General features: G+C 59.7%; 15 protein-coding genes and 1 tRNA gene. 4 read left to right on the plus strand and 12 right to left on the minus strand.

Annotation, left to right across the window (positions count from 1 at the left end):
• Positions 1–78 precede the first annotated feature (78 nt).
• Positions 79–687, plus strand: a complete 609-nt coding sequence (locus WC529_01390; protein MFA5112930.1) for a hypothetical protein — start codon at positions 79–81, stop codon at positions 685–687.
• On the plus strand, positions 684–1271 hold the full coding sequence (locus WC529_01395; protein ID MFA5112931.1) for a hypothetical protein: 588 nt from the start codon (positions 684–686) through the stop codon (positions 1269–1271). The genes WC529_01390 and WC529_01395 overlap by 4 nt, the downstream gene beginning before the upstream one ends.
• Here the strand turns inward: WC529_01395 and gpmI are convergent.
• From gpmI to WC529_01415, 4 genes are read right to left on the minus strand one after another with little or no spacing between them, the layout of a single operon-like run.
• Complete coding sequence (gpmI, locus tag WC529_01400; protein ID MFA5112932.1) at positions 1248–2891, minus strand: 2,3-bisphosphoglycerate-independent phosphoglycerate mutase; 1644 nt, start codon at positions 2889–2891, stop codon at positions 1248–1250. The two genes, WC529_01395 and gpmI, sit on opposite strands and share 24 nt — an antisense overlap.
• 26 nt (positions 2892–2917) lie before the next feature.
• Positions 2918–4849 carry a fructose-bisphosphatase class III gene (locus WC529_01405; protein MFA5112933.1) on the minus strand — a complete coding sequence of 644 codons (1932 nt, stop codon included), beginning with the start codon at positions 4847–4849 and terminating at the stop codon, positions 2918–2920.
• A 13-nt stretch (positions 4850–4862) separates the two neighbouring features.
• Positions 4863–5066: a Com family DNA-binding transcriptional regulator gene (locus WC529_01410; GenBank protein MFA5112934.1), complete on the minus strand. Its 204-nt coding sequence runs from the start codon at positions 5064–5066 to the stop codon at positions 4863–4865.
• A gap of 59 nt (positions 5067–5125) precedes the next feature.
• Positions 5126–7207 carry a hypothetical protein gene (locus WC529_01415; GenBank protein ID MFA5112935.1) on the minus strand — a complete coding sequence of 694 codons (2082 nt, stop codon included), beginning with the start codon at positions 7205–7207 and terminating at the stop codon, positions 5126–5128.
• 67 nt (positions 7208–7274) lie between these two features.
• Between WC529_01415 and WC529_01420 the strand changes: the two genes are divergently transcribed.
• Together WC529_01420 and eno are read left to right on the plus strand one after the other, a co-directional pair.
• Positions 7275–7350 (plus strand) — tRNA-Gly (locus WC529_01420).
• Between the two features lie 38 nt (positions 7351–7388).
• Entirely contained in the window at positions 7389–8723 is a 1335-nt protein-coding gene (gene eno, locus WC529_01425; protein ID MFA5112936.1) for a phosphopyruvate hydratase, read from the plus strand.
• Here the strand turns inward: eno and WC529_01430 are convergent, their stop codons facing one another.
• The 8 genes from WC529_01430 to metG form a co-directional block, all read right to left on the minus strand.
• On the minus strand, positions 8724–9446 hold the full coding sequence (locus tag WC529_01430; GenBank protein ID MFA5112937.1) for an ATP-binding cassette domain-containing protein: 723 nt from the start codon (positions 9444–9446) through the stop codon (positions 8724–8726). It abuts the gene before it with no gap.
• Entirely contained in the window at positions 9437–10231 is a 795-nt protein-coding gene (locus WC529_01435) for an ABC transporter ATP-binding protein (GenBank protein ID MFA5112938.1), read from the minus strand. The genes WC529_01430 and WC529_01435 overlap by 10 nt, the downstream gene beginning before the upstream one ends.
• Positions 10218–11012: an ABC transporter permease gene (locus tag WC529_01440; protein ID MFA5112939.1), complete on the minus strand. Its 795-nt coding sequence runs from the start codon at positions 11010–11012 to the stop codon at positions 10218–10220. The genes WC529_01435 and WC529_01440 overlap by 14 nt, the downstream gene beginning before the upstream one ends.
• Positions 10996–11910 carry an ABC transporter permease gene (locus WC529_01445; GenBank protein MFA5112940.1) on the minus strand — a complete coding sequence of 305 codons (915 nt, stop codon included), beginning with the start codon at positions 11908–11910 and terminating at the stop codon, positions 10996–10998. Before WC529_01445 ends, WC529_01440 begins: the two co-directional genes overlap by 17 nt.
• Positions 11907–13445, minus strand: coding sequence for a peptide-binding protein (locus WC529_01450; GenBank protein ID MFA5112941.1), 1539 nt, complete (start codon positions 13443–13445; stop codon positions 11907–11909). The genes WC529_01445 and WC529_01450 overlap by 4 nt, the downstream gene beginning before the upstream one ends.
• Positions 13408–13815 (minus strand): DUF3939 domain-containing protein, encoded by a 408-nt coding sequence (locus WC529_01455; GenBank protein ID MFA5112942.1) that lies wholly within the window; start codon positions 13813–13815, stop codon positions 13408–13410. Before WC529_01455 ends, WC529_01450 begins: the two co-directional genes overlap by 38 nt.
• Positions 13816–13841: 26 nt before the next feature.
• Positions 13842–14861 (minus strand): type II secretion system F family protein, encoded by a 1020-nt coding sequence (locus WC529_01460; protein ID MFA5112943.1) that lies wholly within the window; start codon positions 14859–14861, stop codon positions 13842–13844.
• 65 nt (positions 14862–14926) lie between these two features.
• Positions 14927–16429: a methionine--tRNA ligase gene (gene metG / locus WC529_01465; protein MFA5112944.1), complete on the minus strand. Its 1503-nt coding sequence runs from the start codon at positions 16427–16429 to the stop codon at positions 14927–14929.
• Between the last annotated feature and the right edge of the window lie 5 nt (positions 16430–16434).

A 16434-nucleotide genomic window follows, 5' to 3' on the forward strand; every position in this document is an offset into this window, starting at 1 on the left:
ATCGCCCCCCGCCCGGCGTAATTTCACTTTTTTTAGTGAAATATTGCGTGATTTTTCGCGATATATATAGGGAAGAATATGTTGAACATATCAGCTAAAACAATCACGATCATCACGCATGTCCAGCGCCGCTATATCGGCGGTTTTTTACCGGTCGCTAAAAACTGCCAGCGGTTAGCCGATAGCCCTCTCGCCGGCCGCGTCTTTGAGCACCGCTCCAGCACTCTTCCCCCGCTGTTGCAGCATTCCGGCCAGGTCAATCTGCAGACCGGGATGGATTACAACCTGGGGGCCATCGAGGCGGAAAACGTGATCATGGCCGGCGGCAGCATGCTCCTGCCGGCAAGCTACTATCCCGGCTTCCCGGAAAACCAGATCGGCCGCTGCCAGTTCAACGCCTTTAACGCTTTGCTCGACGACCTGCGGCTGAACGAGAGGCCGCGGGAAAACCCGGTTAATATCCACTTTGCCGCCGACACCCTTTACTACAGCGGAGTCAAGATCGAAGAGTACGACGGCGAACAGGAGACCACCGAGCTCAAGGAACTCCCGCCGGCGCGGCCCGATGTTCTGGGACGTTACGAGGAAATCCTCGCCGCCCGCGGCCTGGATTCCCAGGTTCAGCTCCATTTCTGGCGCTCGGTCGACGAACTGCTGGCCCATCTGGCCAAAGAGGCCGCCGCGTGATCGGCAATACGACCGGCCCGGGACCAAAGCCGACCGGCCTGCGGGTACTCCCTCCGGTCTGCCGGCGGCAACTGCTCAGCGTCCGGGTCCCGGCGCTCGGTGACGGCCACCGGGGCGACCTGATCATGGCCGCGAGCCTGATCTTCGACCAGGAGATCGGCCGGCTGCTCTCCCATTTCCCCCTGCCGCGCGGCGGCCGCATCGCCGTCAGCGAATTGTTTTATAACGTCGCCCTGCACGGCGGCGGCGGGAGGATGACAGTCAGCATGCTGCGGGAGAACGGGCGCCGCTTTTTGGAAATTTTGACCGAGGACCAGGGGCCGGGGATCGACGACCTACCCAAGCTCTTTAAACAAAGTTTGTGGGCCCACAGCGAAGCCACCCGAAGTGAAGAAGCGGGGGAACTGCCGGAACAAACGAGCGGGATGGGAATGTTAAACATTTGCCTGAGACCCGATTCGTTCGAACTCGAGTCGCGCGGTAAAAGGTGGGTCGCGACCCAGCGGACGGGCTTCACGGCCTACCCCAGCGAGGTCACGACCGGCAGCCGCTTCCGGCTTCTATTTATTCTCCCTGACCAGTAAACTGGCGGCGGTCATCGCCGGCGGCTTGGCCAAACCCATCAGGTCGAGGATCGTGACGCCGATATCGGGAATGATCCCCGCCTCTTTCAGTTTTACCGCGCCGCCCAATACCCAGAACGGGACCGGATTGAGCGAATGCTGCGTGCTGACGACCTCTTGCCCTTTGTTCTCCAGCATCATTTCGTCGGCGTTGCCGTGATCGGCGGTAACGATGAACAAGCCCCCTTTGGCCGTCCAGGCCGGGACCAGTTTTGCCAAACAGGCGGAAAGGTCGCCGATCGCTTCGGTCGCCGCCGCCAGGTTGCCGGTGTGGCCGACCATGTCGCCGTTCTGGAAATTATGGACGACCAGCGCATACTTATCGCTGGCGATCGCGCCGAGCGCGTAATCGGTCTCGAGGAACGCGGTCATTTCCGGCACCCAGTCGTAATGCTTTCCCTCTTCGGTCCGCTCTTTCAGCGACATGTCCTGGGCCAGGTGGCGGTCTTCCCCGTCGAACGGCGCGGTCCGCCGGCCGGAGAACCAGCCGGTGACGTGAGCGAACTTTTCCGGACCGGCCAGGCGGAGCTGTTTTAAACCCGCTTCGGAGACGATCTGGCCGACGGTATCGGGGATCTCTTTCTCGGGAAAAGCGGTCAGGCCGTTCAAGCCGGGATAATATTCGGTCATGGCGACAAAGAGCAGCCCTTTGACCTTGTTCTGCAGGGCGATGATCCCGGCGTACACCTGGTCGTCGATCGGCTTGGTCCCCTTCTTATAGTTAAAGTACTGCTTGTCCTGCTCGCAAAAGGCGGCAGTCAGTTGGATCGTCCGGTCCTGGCGGAAATTGAAATAGATGACCGCGTCCTGCGGCTGCATCCCGGCGTAGCCGCCGATCACGGTCGGCCGGATGAACTCGTCGGTCTCGTTGCGCGCGTAGGAAGACTCGATCGCCTCGCGGGCGGTCGCCGCCTTGTGCTCCCCTTCCCCGTTCACCAGACACTTCATAGCAATGAGGGTCTTATCCCACGAAGTATCCCGATCCATGGCAATCTCCCGGCCCATGATGGTAGCGATCCTCGCCCCAGTCCCCAGCCCCATAGTCCCCAGTTCCTGTTCCAGCATCGGCAGATAAATTTCCCCGGCCGCCTGCGGGTTCGTATCCCGGCCGTCGGTAAAAAGGTGGATCGCCACGTTATTTAAACCGTTCTTCTTGGCGAGTGCCAGCAGGGCGAACAGGTGTTTGATGCTCCCGTGGACCGTGCCGCCGTGACCTTGCAGGATGCCCATCAGGTGGAGAGTAGAGTTTTTCTGTTTACAGCGGGCGACCGCGGCAGTGAGCGCTTCGTTGGTGAAAAAACTGCCGTCCTCGATGGCAACGTTGATCCGCTCGATCGACTGGTAAACTACCCGGCCCGCCCCCATGTTCAGGTGGTTGACTTCGGAGTTCCCCATCGTCCCGGCCGGCAGGCCGACCGCCAGGCCGGAGCATTCGAGCTTAGCGTACGGGTGTTTAGCGAAGAGTTCGGCGATAAAGGGGGCTTTCCCCTGCGAAATGGCGTCGTAGATGGCGTTCTTTTGCTTGTTCTCGCCGAGGGCGAAACCGTCGAGGATGCAGAGATAAACCGGCGTTGCTTTCATCACCGGCCATTATAACAAAAAAACGGCTAAATATCCTTGATCAGCTGTTTGCGCTGGGGAGCGATCGAGATCTCGATCATTTCGCCCCGGTCGGTCGTGACCAGGATCAAGCCGTAACCTTGTTCGACGTCGGCGGCCGGTCCCGACATGGCCGCGTCGATGTTAGCGTAGCGGCCGTCGAAGTGGACGGTCGGCTTGCCGATGTTATCGCCCTTTTCCGGCTTGTGTCCTTTGATCAAAGAGGCGGTCTCCGGATCAAGACCAAACGCGGCGACGAGCCGGGCGACCACGTCCCGCCCCTGTTTCAGCTTGTCCGAGTATTTGGCCATTTCGACTTTCCCGTCCCCTTCTTCCCACGCTTTCAGCTTCTTCTTGTCCTTAGCTTTCTTCGGGTCCGCAGGGAGCGGCCGTTTCGGTTCGACAAAACTATAGAACGGGTCCTCCGGCTCGTTGTAAGTCCCCGACTCCTCTTTTAGGTAAGCCCGTTCCCAGGTCTGCATGACGCGGCCGTAGAGCGGTGATTCGTAGTCCCAAGCGAGGAACCGCATCCAGCGGACGTCTTCCTGGACCTTGTCCAGCTCGGCGCGGTCGCCGGTCTCGTGGAAAACACGCAGGGCGGCGCCGACCTTCTTGACCCGTTCGGTGATCGCGTCAAAAGCTTCCTTGCCGACCCGGCCGTCGATCGGCCGCAGGTCCCCGTTCTTGTCGACCGGGTAATGGCTATGGGTGTAAAGGTTCCCGTCGGCGATCGTGTACATCCCGCCCTTTTCGATGAACCAGAGGGTCATTTCGCGGAAGATTTTACTGTTAAGCAGCTGGTTGGCCAAGTCGTCGACGATCTCCTGCTCGGCGTCGTTAAGGCGGCGGTCGGCGGCCTTCAGCCGGTCGACGATCGCCAGCAGGTCCGCACCCTCTCTCTTGATCCGGGTCAGCTCGCTCAGCTCCTGGACCTCGGCGGCTGTCAGCGAATCCCGCTTGCTCAGCTCGGACCACCGTTTTGCCTCTTCCTTATCGAGGCCGAAGATCTTTTTCGCCGTCAGCCGTTCGAATACCGGCCTTTCCATCTGGGTCAACTCGTCGACCGCCCCGGTATGCCGCAGCGCCCGAAGGAGCCGCATTTCGCTCTCGCTCAGCGGCTGGGCGGGCGCCGGATAGCGGTCCTGCGCTTCCAGTTTCAACTTGATCGCGGTCAGCGCCGCTTCCATCATCTTGCCGATATCCTCTTTCCCTTTCCTGACCTTGGCCTTGTAGCTGCCGGCCGCGTCGCCGTAATTCGCCCGGGCGTAGGCCTCTAGCTTGTCGAAATTGATGCCGAATTTTTCGGCGAAGGACTGTTGTTCGTTGTAGCGGAAAAGCCAGCGGAAGAGCTCGGCGACCAGCGGCTTGTTGCCGACGCCGGCGCCGAACCACATCGCGTCGTGGTTTCCCCAGTTGTAGTGCAGGTCGGTAAAGCCGGTCAGCACCATATAGATCCGCCACCAGCCGGGGCCGCGGTCGACGATGTCGCCGTTGACCACCACTTTTTCCGCCTCCGGCAGTTCGAACATCAGCTGAGCCAGGCGATAAGCTTCGCCGTGCAGGTCGGACACGGCCAGCGTCTTGACCCCCATCACGTGGTTCTCGTTCCGGACCGGCGTGCCGAGGTTGCTCATCGGCAGTGAATGCTTGTCGAACGGGAAGACCGCGCCGGGGATATCATTCCCTTGCCGGTCGACCAGCTGGCGAAACAGTATGCCGAGCTTCTGCAACGGGAGCATCCGGTAACCGCCGATCTTGTGGATCTTGCCGTCGGAGCCGGTGATGACGCGCTGGGCGTCGTTATAGCTGGTGCTCCCCAAGATCGCTTCCCGGGTGCTGCGGGCTGAGGTCGGATTGTAGTGAACGAACCAGGTGGCCCGTCTTGTTTCTAGGGAAACGCTTCCCCCCATCGTTCTGTTCATCGATGAATAAACCGGCATACTCTCCCCTTTTCTAGTTCTGCAGCAGGTCGTACTTAATTAAGCCGCGTTCGATGATCTTCTTGGTGACGTTGTTCTCGGGGATCTCGTAAACGATGACCGTCTCTTCGCTGTACAGGCTCATCGTTTTGCATTTGGGGCACTTGATCTCGACCTTGCTCCCCTCGGCCACCTTGGCGAGCAGGCGATGGCAAAATTTGCAGCGGAATTCTTTCATAATATATTGCCTCCTTGATCCGGGGTCCTATTTTTTATCGGGTCGGCTCGGCGAAAATTTCACCGGTTTTTTTCCAGATACTCGGCCAGCGCTTCCGCGACCGCCGCCAGTCGGTCGGGCGGGAAAGTTATGCCGTATTCCCAGATCTCCTGAGTATGCTGGGACGGCTTGGATTTGCTGGTATGGCGGAACACCAACAAGCCGCGCTCCTTCAGAAAAGCGATGATCGGCGTCACATCCGTTATCCCCAGGGTAATGGCGCCCCCGCTGCTATCGTAGGCTTCGTTATCGTCCATCGCCCCGGTCACGATCAAAAGACGGTCGCCGGCCCGCTTCAGGTTAAAATCGCTTTTTTCCAAACCCGGCACGCGTTCAAATGTCCCGTCCGCAAGCGCGACATCCAGGTTAACCTGCAATTCGTTCTTGCCCAGCGCCTCCCCTTGCTCCTGGACCATCAGATGGATAAAATGGGTAACCAGCTCGATCCTGGTCTTTTTCTCCTGGCCGGATTGATCGGCCAACGGCGGCGAGAAAGTGCGCGATCGCCCGGCGTACTCGGCGTGCCGCTGGAGCAGCTCCTGATAGTCCAGAGCGCCGAACTTTTTCCTGATCGCCCGGAACATCCGGTCGCCGTCGATCGCATAAGGGGCCCAGATCTCGTGGCCGTTCTCGACCAGTATCTCTTCCCGGCCGGAGGTCAAGAGCAGGCCGGAATCGCCGTCCAGAATGACCCGGTCGCCTTCCTTAACAGGCCGTGTCGGCCCTTTCAGCCCCATGACGGCCGGTAAATGGCTGGCCCGGGCGGCGACTTCGTCGTGGACGCTGAAATAGGTGGCGGCAAAACCGTCGATCTCCCGCTTCAAGATCATGTTCAAGGCCCGCTCATCCGGCGCCACGGTCAACAAGATCACCGATTTGCCGCGCCTTTTTGCCCTGATGGCCTCGCGCGGATCAAGGATCAACACTCCTTCGACCGCGCCGGGCGAGACCGGCCGGCCGCGGTCGACCACCTGATGCTCCACCTTCGGGTCCAATTTATATCTTTTGATCACCAGCGCTCGCCGGATCTCTTCGATCCGCGGCATCCCCTCCGCCCCAACGATCCCCTCCGCCCGGAGGTCGTTTTCCACTTTGGCGTGGACCTCGGCCGGCATGATGAAGTCATTGACTTGCAAGACGATCAACTGGCCGTCGGGCATAATGATCGTTTCAAAATCCTGCGGCCGCTTATACAAACGCTCCGCCTCCCGGGCGACCGCAGATATTAGGTCGAACGTCCCGGGAAAATGCTCGTCGATCGTCCGGATATCCCGCCTGGCCTGGCAGATACCGCGCATCATAGAGCGCCCTTCGGTCCCGAGCGCGTAATCGCCGGTGATCCCCCGTTCGCCGGTCAGCGGGTTGCGGGTCGAAAAAGAAGCGTAAGCGCGGTCGACGAACGCCGCGTACTCTTTTTTTTGCACCATGATCGATGGATAAGTGTCGGCACCAAGCTTGAAAGTATCGACAAAACTCTGGCTGGACGAACCAAGCCAGGAGAGGGCGACCGCCCTGACCGCTTCGGTCAATTGCCAATTAAGGTCCTGGGGGAGCGTGTAGCCGTAAGCGCGCGCCCTGATCACCAACTCACCGAGCTTTTGGACGTCGGCCGGTTTCCGTTTCATCTCCTGGAGCAGGTCGCGCATCGCCTCCCGCGTCAGGCCGCCCGCTTTCAGGTTCATGTCGACATGGAGATCAAGGTACATTCGCCAGAGCGAAGGGGCGTTCTCGTGGCCGTATTTGGCGATCAAGCTGTTCAGGGTCCGGTCGTTCATCCCGACATTTAACAAGGTTGTCATCGTTCCCACCATCGAGATCGGGTCGCCGGAACGGACCGCCAAAAGAAGCGGATCGAACACCCCGCCGAAGATCTGGCCGGTCTCGGCCTCCAACTCCTTGACGCGTTCGGCCAGTTCCGGCCGCAGCGCGTCCGGCACCCGACCGGCGTCGATGATTTGTTTGACGCAAGGCGCGGTCAAGGCAAAGAATGGGGGGACGCCGACTCCCAGGCGGGCTTTGACGTCGGCCAGCCGGGCGCACTTCTGCCCGAGGACCGGCAGGTGTTCTTTCCTGATCTCTCTCCAGTGGAGCGTCATGGCCATAACACCTTGATATCGCCTCCGGGTTTTGAAAATTTCATGGTATTGTGCTAAAATCAGAGGACAACGGGCGGGAGTAGCTCAGTTGGTAGAGCACGACCTTGCCAAGGTCGGGGTCGCGAGTTCGAGCCTCGTCTCCCGCTCCATTTTTTTGTCCAAATATAAGTTTAAGGGGGAAAGTAAAATGGTCAGATTGTCTGAAGAGTATTTCTTTGTCGGAGAGAGAGCGAAGAGCGGCGCCCGGATCGAAGTTATCAAGGCGCGGCAGATCCTCGATTCGCGGGGTAACCCGACCGTTGAGGTCGACGTCACCCTGAAGGACGGAACGCTCGGCAGAGCGGCCGTCCCCTCCGGCGCTTCCACCGGCGAACACGAAGCGCTCGAACTCCGAGACAAGGACGACAAGCGGTACGGCGGCAAGGGCGTTTATACCGCGGTCAAGAACGTTAACGAGCAAATCGCTCCCAAAGTGGTCGGTATGCCGGCCCACCAGCAGCTGAAGATCGATAATCTGCTGCTGGAGCTCGACGGGACCGAGTTCAAGAGCAACCTCGGCGCCAATGCCCTGCTCGGCGTCTCCCTGGCGGTCGCCCGGGCGGCCTCGCTCTCCTACGGCGTTCCTTTATTCCAGTATATCGGCGGCGACCAGGCCGTCACCCTCCCCGTCCCGAACATGAACGTGATGAACGGCGGCGCCCACGCCGGCTGGAACTACGAGCTCCAGGAGTTCATGATCTCCCCGGCCGGGGCCAAGACGTACTCTGACGCCCTCCGGATCGGCGCCGAAGTCTACCAGACCCTTAAAAAGGTCCTCAAAGACAAAGGCTACCCGACCGGCGTCGGCGACGAAGGCGGCTTCGCCCCCAAGCTGACGAAGAACGAGGAAGCGATCCAGGTCATCATGGAAGCGATCGAAAAAGCCGGTTATGTCCCGGGCAAGGATGTCTTCCTTTCGCTCGATCCGGCCGCCAGCGAGTTCTTTAAGGACGGCAAGTACCAGCTGAAGAGCGAAGGGAAAGCGCTGACGCCCGCCGAAATGGTCGCCATGTACGAAGAGTGGGTCAAGAAATACCCGATCATCTCGATCGAGGACGGCTGTTCGGAAAAGGACTGGGACGGCTGGAAGCTGATCACCGAGCGGCTCGGCGGCAAGATCCAGCTGGTCGGCGACGACCTCTTCGTCACCAATCCTGAGATCCTCAAGAAGGGGATCAAAGCCAAGGTCGCCAACTCGATCCTGATCAAGCTGAACCAGATCGGCACCCTGTCGGAAACCTTGCTGGCGATGGAGATCGCCGACAAGGCCGGCTACACCTATATGACCTCCCACCGCTCGGGGGAAACGGAAGACTCGACGATCGCCGACCTCGCGGTCGCCACCAACTCCGGCCAGATCAAGACCGGCGCCCCTGCCCGTTCGGAACGGGTCTGCAAGTATAACCAGCTGCTACGGATCGAGGAATTGCTCGGCGCCAAGGCGAAATATATCGGCCTGGCCGGGTTCAACCCGAAGAAGTAGCTAAAGTTTCAGCGTCGAGGCAAGGAGTTTCTGCGTGTAGGGATGGTGCGGCGTGGAGAGGATCTCCGCCGGCGCGCCGAGTTCCACCAGCTTCCCCTCTTTCAGCACCGCGATCCGGTCGCTCATGTAGCCGATCACTTGCAGATCGTGCGCGATAAAAAGATAGGTCAATTTCAGCCGCTCCCTGATCTCCTTGAGCAGTTGGAGAATATCGACCTGGATCGAAACGTCGAGCGCCGAGACCGGCTCGTCCAGGATCAGGAACTTCGGGTTGGAGGCTAACGCCCGGGCAATCCCGACCCTTTGCCTCTCCCCGCCCGACAGCTCGTGCGGGTAACGCTGGGCGTAAGCCAGCGGCAGCTTGACCGCCGCCAGCAGCTCGATGGTCCGGTCGCGGACCTTATCTTTCGGTAATAATTGCTGGATAACGATCGGCTCCGCGATCGCTTCCCCGATCCTGATCCGCGGGTTGAGCGAGGTTTGCGGGTCCTGGAAGACGATCTGGCAGTCGCGGCGGATGCCGGCGATCTCGCTCCCGTAAGCGATCGTCCCGGCGTCCGGTTCGATCAGCTTCAGGATCAGCCGGGCCAGCGTGCTTTTGCCGGAACCCGATTCGCCGACCAGGCCAAGCGTCTCTCCCTTGATGATATCAAGCGACAGATGGTCGACCGCCGTCGTCGGCCCGAACACCTTGGTTAAATTCTTGATCTCAATTAACGCCATCCGGTCCCTCTTATCACTTTCAGGCAGTTGATCAGTTTTTGGGTGTACGCCTCTCGCGGCGCGCTCAACACCTGGCCGGTCTCCCCCGTTTCGACCACTTTCCCCCGATGGATGACGGCCACGTGCCCGCAAAGCTCTTTGACGATCCCGAAATTATGGGTGATATAGATGATCGACAGGCCGAGCTGGCGCTGCAGCTCCCGGAGCAGGCGGAGGATCTCCGCCTGGATCGTGACGTCGAGCGCCGTGGTCGGCTCGTCGGCGATCAGCAGCGCCGGCTGGCAGGCCAGCGCCATGGCGATCATCACCCGCTGCCGCATCCCGCCGGAGAACTGGTGCGGGTAGTCGCCGGCCCGCTGGGCCGGGTCCTTGATCTGGACCAGGGCCAGCATCTCGATCGCCTTGCGCCAGGCCATCCTTTTACTTAGGCCCTGGTGCATCTGGACCGCTTCGGCGATCTGGTCGCCGACGGTAAAGACCGGGTTAAGGGAGGTGAACGGGTCCTGGAAGATCATCGAGATCTGGCCGCCGCGGACCTTGATCATCTCGCGCTCGCTCAATTTGAGCAGGTCGCGCCCTTTAAAGATGATCTCGCCCCGCTCGATCCTGCCCGGATTGGCCAGCAGCCGCATGATCGCCAGCGCGATGGTCGATTTGCCCGAACCCGACTCCCCCACTATCCCCAATGAGCCTCCCGGCGCAACGCGCAGGCTGACTCGATCGACCGCCGTGACCGGCGTTCCCTCGCCTTTGTAAGTAACGGTCAGCTCTTTAACCTCTAACATTCAACTTCTCCCGCAATCCTTCACCGACAAAATAAAGCGACAGCACCGTTAACAGGATCAACACCCCGGGGATGATCGCCATCCAGGGAGCGTCGCGCATGTAAGCCTGCGAATCCATCAGCATGTTCCCCCAGGAGGACATCGGCGGCTGGACGCCGAGACCGAGGAACGACAACGCGGACTCGGTCAGGACCGCGCCGGCCATGCCGAGCGTCCCCGCCACGATGATCGGGCCCGCAGCGTTCGGCAGGATGTGGCGGAAAATGATCCGGAGATCGGAACAACCGATGGCGCGGGCCGCTTCGACGTATTGCAGCTCCCTGATCCTCAGGAATTCCCCCCGGACCAACCGGGCAACGCCCATCCAGGAAGTTAACCCGATGACGATCATGACGTTGTAAATGTTCGGCGTCAGCATCGTCTGGATCGCCAGGATCAGGAAGATCGAGGGGAACGCCAGCATCACGTCGACGAACCGCATTATTAAATTATCGGGCCAGCCGCCGTAGTAACCGGACAACGCGCCGAGGACCGTGCCGATGATCACGGCGATCACCACGGCTACCGCGCCGACCGAGAGCGAGATCCGCGCCCCGTAGAGCGACCGGCTGTAAAGGTCGCGCCCCAGGTCGTCGGTCCCGAACCAGTGCCGGGCGGACGGCCCCTGGATCTCGGACTCGGTAATATCATCCGGATTAAATGGCGCCAAAGCGGGGGCAAAGAGCGCGCCGGCGATCATTAGCAAGATCAAAATAATCCCGAACTTAGTCGCGTTTCCCATATCTTATCCTCGGGTCGACCAAAGCGTAACCGACGTCGGCCAGCATGTTGCCGAGCACGATCAAAACCGCGGAGAACATGACGACCCCCATGATGACCGGATAGTTCCGCTGGAAAATGCACTGGACGCCGAGCCGCCCCATCCCCGGCCAGGCAAAGATCGTCTCGATGATAAAAGCGCCGCCGAACAGGTCGGGGAGCGAGAGCCCAAGGATCGTAACGATCGGGATCAGGGCGTTGCGCAAGGCGTGTTTAAAGATCACTACCCTTTCCGGCAGCCCTTTGGCCCTGGCAGTCCGGATAAAGTCCTGGTTAAGGACCTCCAGCATCGCCGCCCGCTGGTAACGGGTCAACCCCGCCAGCGAACCGATCGTCATCGTCATTAAAGGCAAAACTATGCCGCCTACCGCCGGCAGCCAGTGGAGCTGGACGGAGAAAAGGAGCATCAGCATTAAACCGAGCCAGAAGGTCGGTATCGCCATCCCGGCAAAGGAGAGGACCGTAAAGACGTTGTCGAACCAGGAGTTCTTTTTGACCGCCGAGATCACGCCGAGCGGGATGCAGATCAGCAAGGTCAGGATGTACGACGGGATCATCAGCAGCATGGTCATTGGCAACCGCTCGGCGATCTCCTTGATCACCGGCTGGCCGGTCGTGTAGCTCCGGCCAAAATCGAGCAACACGGCGTTCTTTAACCAGAGAAAATACTGGACGTAGATCGGCTGGTCCAATCCCCAATTTGCCCTGACCCTGGCCAATTCTTCCGGCCTGACGTTCGGGTCGATAAAAAGCGCGGTCGGATCGCCGGGCGCCAGGTGCATGACGAAGAAAGAGATCAGCGAGATCCCGATCAGGAGCGGGACCAGCTGCAGCAGGCGGCGAAAAATATATTTTCTCATTTTTTGATGAAGACTTTTTCAATGTGCAGGAAAAGCCCGGCCGGGCTGGGCTTAGCCAGGCCGCCGACCCGCTCGTTGACCCCGGCGATCGCTTTCGGATACCAGAGGAAAATGTACGGCTGATCGTCGGCGATCGTTTTCCACAGCTTGGCGTAGACCGCCTGGCGTTTGGACCGGTCCACGGTCGTCCGCCCCTCTTCCAGCAGCCGGTCGGCCGTCGGGTTACTGTACTTGATAAAGTTAAAACCTTGGGGATATTGGCTGGAATGCCAGATCGAATATGAGTCCGGGTCCAGGCCGAGCGACCACCCCATGATGATCGCCTCGAAATCTTTCGGGTCTTTGTCGGCGTTAACGATCTTGAGGATCGCCGACCACTCCATGACCCGGATGTTGAGCTTGACGCCGATCTTCTTGTACTGCTGCTGCAGGATCACGGCCGCTTTCTCCCGCTCCTTGTTCCCCTGGTTGACCAGCACGGTGAATTCCAGGTTTTCCGCGCCGGCCTCCTTGAGCAGCCGCCGCGCTTTTTCCGGGTCGTAGGGATATTTGGGCACCGCGTCCGAATAAGCCCAGGAGATCGGGGCGGACGGCGCGTAGGCCGGCGACGCCAGCCCGCGGAAGATCAGGCCGATCAGCTGCCGGCGGTCGGTCGCGTAAGCCAGCGCCCGCCTGACCCGCTGGTCGGCGAACTTCGGGTTGGCCAGGTTGAGCCCGAGATAAACGTAGAGCAGCACGTCCGATTCGTAGACCTTGATCCCCTTGACCGTTTTCAGCCGGGTGTAATCTTTGGGCGGGATGTCGGCCTCGTCGATCTCCCCCGCTTCCAGGGCGACCAGGGAGGAATTGTCGTCGGGGATGATCCGGTAGTTGATCTCCTTCAGCAGCGGCGCTCCTTTATAGTAGCGCGGATTACGGGTCACCGTAATATGATCGCCGGTCTGCCATTCCTTGAAGATGAACGGTCCCGTGCCGACCGGTTTCCGGTTGAACGCCGCGGTATTGATATCTTGCCCCTGCAACAGGTGTTGCGGGATAATGCTCATCGCCGCGTGGATCAGGAAAGGGGCAAAGGGCTTGGGTAAGGAAGCCAGAACGGTATATTTATCGGGCGCGGAAAAGACGATCGGCTTGCCGTCGATGATGTAATCGCTCCGGCGGACCGAGTTGACCTTGGGGTCAAGGATCGAATTGAACGTAAAGACGACGTCGTCGGCCGTCAGGGGAGCGCCGTCGTGCCATTTGACGTCTTGCCGGAGCTTGAACGTCCAGGTTTTGCCGTCTTTGGAAACCGTCCAGCTCTTGGCCAGGTCGGGGACCGGCTCCAGGTTCTCGTTAAAGGTGACCATCCCCGAAAAGATGACCCCCTCCACCGCCGAGGAAACGGTATCGGTCGAGAGGATCGGGTTGAGGACCGAGACTTCGCCGCCGAGGGAGAAACGGAGGATGCCGTCCGGATCGTGGCCGGCCGCCAGGACACTGGTGGCCAGCACCAGGCTACATATTAGAGAGTTCTTGCAGTTTCGCCAGCCCATTCCGCTTATATCCGGTCAACGTGTATTTACCGGCAGTATCGTCGTAGCTGTAGACGATCTTGCCGGACAGGTCCCCATCGGCATATTTGGCACCGGTGAACGGGTTTTTGGGGACGTCGGCCAGGTAATCGCCGGCCATTAGATAGTTCTTGCAGAGCGACTCGAGCGGCAAATTCTTGGCGACCGGGTAAATGTCGTTCTCCATCTGGTAAGCTTCCAGCGCCAGCTGGACCGAATGCATGACCCCTTTGACCGCGGCTTCTTTCGCCCGATCGCGCGCGCCGAGCAGGTTCGGCACCAAGAAGACCGCCAGCAAGCCGATGATGCCGATGACGACCAGGATCTCGACCAGAGTAAAACCTTTTCTCATTGTCAGTTCACCTCCGTAATTATACCCTACTGCAGGCTGGAAATCATATTGACCAGGGGGAGGAACAAAGCCAGGACGACCAGGGCGACCGCCCCGCCGACGGTCAGGGTCAACGCCGGCTCCAGCAAGGTGGTTAACCGCTTCAGCGCCGCTTCCCGCTGTCTGGCCTGAAATCCAGCGGAGCTAACCAGTATCTCCGCCAGCTGGCCGCTCCCCTCGCCGATCCCGATCATCTGGATAGCCTCGGCCGGGAAAAATCGTGATGACCGGAACGCTTCGCTCAACCTTACCCCATCCTCCACCCGCTCGCGGCTCCGGCCGATGACCCGGCGGCAATAAGGGCTGCTGACGGATCCCGCCGTGATCGTCAGCGCTTCCAGGATCGGCGTCCCGCCCCGCAATAAGGCTCCCAGCGTCCCGAACGACTGAATGGTCAGTTCTTGCCGGTACAAGCCACCTAGGAGCGGAACCTTGAGAAGGAGCTGCTCCAGCCTGATCGGCTGCCGCTGCCGCAAGACGACGAGCCAGGCAACTGCCGTTAGAATTGAACCGAGCCAGAGCGGCCAGGCACGGGCCAACCCGTCACTGCCGTTCAACACCAAGCTGGTCAAGGGGGGCAAGGCGGTATTGAGATCGCTGAACAGGCCTTTCATCCCCGGCAGGACAAAGAAGACCAGGAGGAAGAGCGAGGCCAGGCAGAGGATCAGGACAAAGACGGGATAGATCAGCGAGCCGATCAGCTTCTCTTGCAGTTCCGCCTTGTTCTCATAATGGACGGCAAGCCTCCCCAGGCATTCTTCCAGGTCTCCCGCTCTTTCGGCCGCCCCGATCGCGCCCAGCGCCATCACCGGCAGCAATCCGCCGGCCGCTTGGCTTAAAGGATTGCCATCATTGATCAGCGCGATCGCTCCGGCTAATTGGGCAGAGCACTTTTTGTTCTGCGTTAAACTACGGACGATCCCCAAAGCCTCCAACAGAGGCATGCCCGACGCTAACAAAGCTTTTAATTGGGAACAGAACACGGCAGTTTGGCGGTTGTTAAGCATGAATACTTGATCAGCAATTTTATTGCCACGAGGAAAACGAGGAGGATTGTAGCGTTTTTCGACAGCTACTTCTTCTGCAAGCGGGGGAAAAGCGGATCACCCTTGGCGATCTTCTCACCGCTCAGGTTCAACTGGGCCAGGATCTTCTGGGCGGTCTCGGGCATGAAGGAGGTTAAATTGTCAGCCGCGACCTTAAGCGCCTGGACCAGCGTGGCAAGGACCACGGCTAACTTGTCGGTCTCCCCTTTCTTCGCCAGCGACCAGGGGGCTTGTTTTTCGATGTAAACGTTCGCGCTGCTGACCAGGTTCCAGATAGCCGCCAAAGCGTCGGAAAAGGCCAGCTTATCCATCGCCTGGTCAACGGCCGCCGGTGTTCGGGCGATCAGTTCGTTGAGCTCCCTTGTCAATTGGTCATTGTTCGCCATTTGGATGTTGGATGTTGGATGTTGGGAGTTGAAGTACTTCTCCACCATGGTCAACGTCCTGCTCAACAGGTTGCCCAGGTCATTCGCCAAGTCCGCGTTGAACCGGTTGACGAACGAGTTCAGGGAGAAATCACCGTCGACGCCAAAGGGGACCTCGCGCAGGATAAAGTAGCGGACCGGTTCGACGCCGTACTCGGCGCTCAAGGCGAGCGGATCGACAACGTTCCCCCGGCTCTTGCTCATCTTCTGGCCTTCCACCGTCCACCAGCCGTGGCCAAAGACCTTGCGGGGGAGCGGCAGGTCCAGGGCCATGAGCATCGCCGGCCAGATCACGGCGTGGAAACGGACGATCTCCTTCCCCATCAGGTGGACGTCGGCCGGCCACCATTTATTCAGTTGCGCGTCGTCCGTCCCGTAACCGATCGCCGAAATGTAGTTGATCAGCGCGTCGAACCAGACGTAGACGACATGTTTCGGGTCTTCCGGCACGGCGACCCCCCAGGGAAAAGCGGTCCGGGTGATCGAAAGGTCCTTGAGGCCCTGTTTGACGAACTGGACGACTTCGTTCCGCCGGGCATCGGGTTGGACGGAAGCGGGATTCACTTCCAAATGCTTGAGCAGCCGGTCCTGATACTGGGAAAGTTTAAAGTAGTAAGTCTCTTCTTTCAACAGATCGGTGACCCGGCCGCAGTCGGGGCAAATTTTCCGCCCCTCCATGTCCTCTTTCAGCTCCCCCTCCGCCCAGAACGTCTCGCACGGCACGCAATACCAACCCTCGTACTCCCCTTTATAGATATCGCCCTGCTTGAGCAGCTTGCTGAAGATGGCTTGAACGGCCTTTTCGTGCCGCGGCTCGGTCGTCCGGATAAAATCGTCATAAGTGATACCGAGCTTCTGCCAGGCGTCCTTAAAACGGCCGACGATATCGTCGACGAACTGCTGCGGCGTCTTGCCGGCCGCCTCAGCCGCTTTCCAGACCTTTTGCCCGTGCTCGTCGGTCCCGGTCAGAAAATGGACGTCATACCCCTTCCGCCTTTTATAGCGGGCCAGGACGTCGGCGGCGATCGTCGTGTAAGCGTGCCCGATGTGGGGGACGTCATTGACGTAATAAAGGGGGGTAGTTAAGTAGAACTTCTCCGCCATATAGC

This window comes from Candidatus Margulisiibacteriota bacterium (genome assembly GCA_041650855.1).
In the GTDB taxonomy this organism is placed as follows: Bacteria; Margulisbacteria; WOR-1; order O2-12-FULL-45-9; family XYB2-FULL-48-7; genus JALOPZ01.

What these genes read in the sequence shown, in the direction of transcription:
- WC529_01390 (MFA5112930.1), top strand. Translation starts at nt 79, where the DNA reads ATGTTGAACATATCAGCTAAAACAATCACGATCATCACGCATGTCCAG.
- gpmI (MFA5112932.1), bottom strand. Translation starts at nt 2,891, where the DNA reads ATGAAAGCAACGCCGGTTTATCTCTGCATCCTCGACGGTTTCGCCCTC.
- WC529_01405 (MFA5112933.1), bottom strand. Translation starts at nt 4,849, where the DNA reads ATGCCGGTTTATTCATCGATGAACAGAACGATGGGGGGAAGCGTTTCC.
- WC529_01410 (MFA5112934.1), bottom strand. Translation starts at nt 5,066, where the DNA reads ATGAAAGAATTCCGCTGCAAATTTTGCCATCGCCTGCTCGCCAAGGTG.
- WC529_01415 (MFA5112935.1), bottom strand. Translation starts at nt 7,207, where the DNA reads ATGGCCATGACGCTCCACTGGAGAGAGATCAGGAAAGAACACCTGCCG.
- eno (MFA5112936.1), top strand. Translation starts at nt 7,389, where the DNA reads ATGGTCAGATTGTCTGAAGAGTATTTCTTTGTCGGAGAGAGAGCGAAG.
- WC529_01430 (MFA5112937.1), bottom strand. Translation starts at nt 9,446, where the DNA reads ATGGCGTTAATTGAGATCAAGAATTTAACCAAGGTGTTCGGGCCGACG.
- WC529_01435 (MFA5112938.1), bottom strand. Translation starts at nt 10,231, where the DNA reads ATGTTAGAGGTTAAAGAGCTGACCGTTACTTACAAAGGCGAGGGAACG.
- WC529_01440 (MFA5112939.1), bottom strand. Translation starts at nt 11,012, where the DNA reads ATGGGAAACGCGACTAAGTTCGGGATTATTTTGATCTTGCTAATGATC.
- WC529_01445 (MFA5112940.1), bottom strand. Translation starts at nt 11,910, where the DNA reads ATGAGAAAATATATTTTTCGCCGCCTGCTGCAGCTGGTCCCGCTCCTG.
- WC529_01450 (MFA5112941.1), bottom strand. Translation starts at nt 13,445, where the DNA reads ATGGGCTGGCGAAACTGCAAGAACTCTCTAATATGTAGCCTGGTGCTG.
- WC529_01455 (MFA5112942.1), bottom strand. Translation starts at nt 13,815, where the DNA reads ATGAGAAAAGGTTTTACTCTGGTCGAGATCCTGGTCGTCATCGGCATC.
- WC529_01460 (MFA5112943.1), bottom strand. Translation starts at nt 14,861, where the DNA reads ATGCTTAACAACCGCCAAACTGCCGTGTTCTGTTCCCAATTAAAAGCT.
- metG (MFA5112944.1), bottom strand. Translation starts at nt 16,429, where the DNA reads ATGGCGGAGAAGTTCTACTTAACTACCCCCCTTTATTACGTCAATGAC.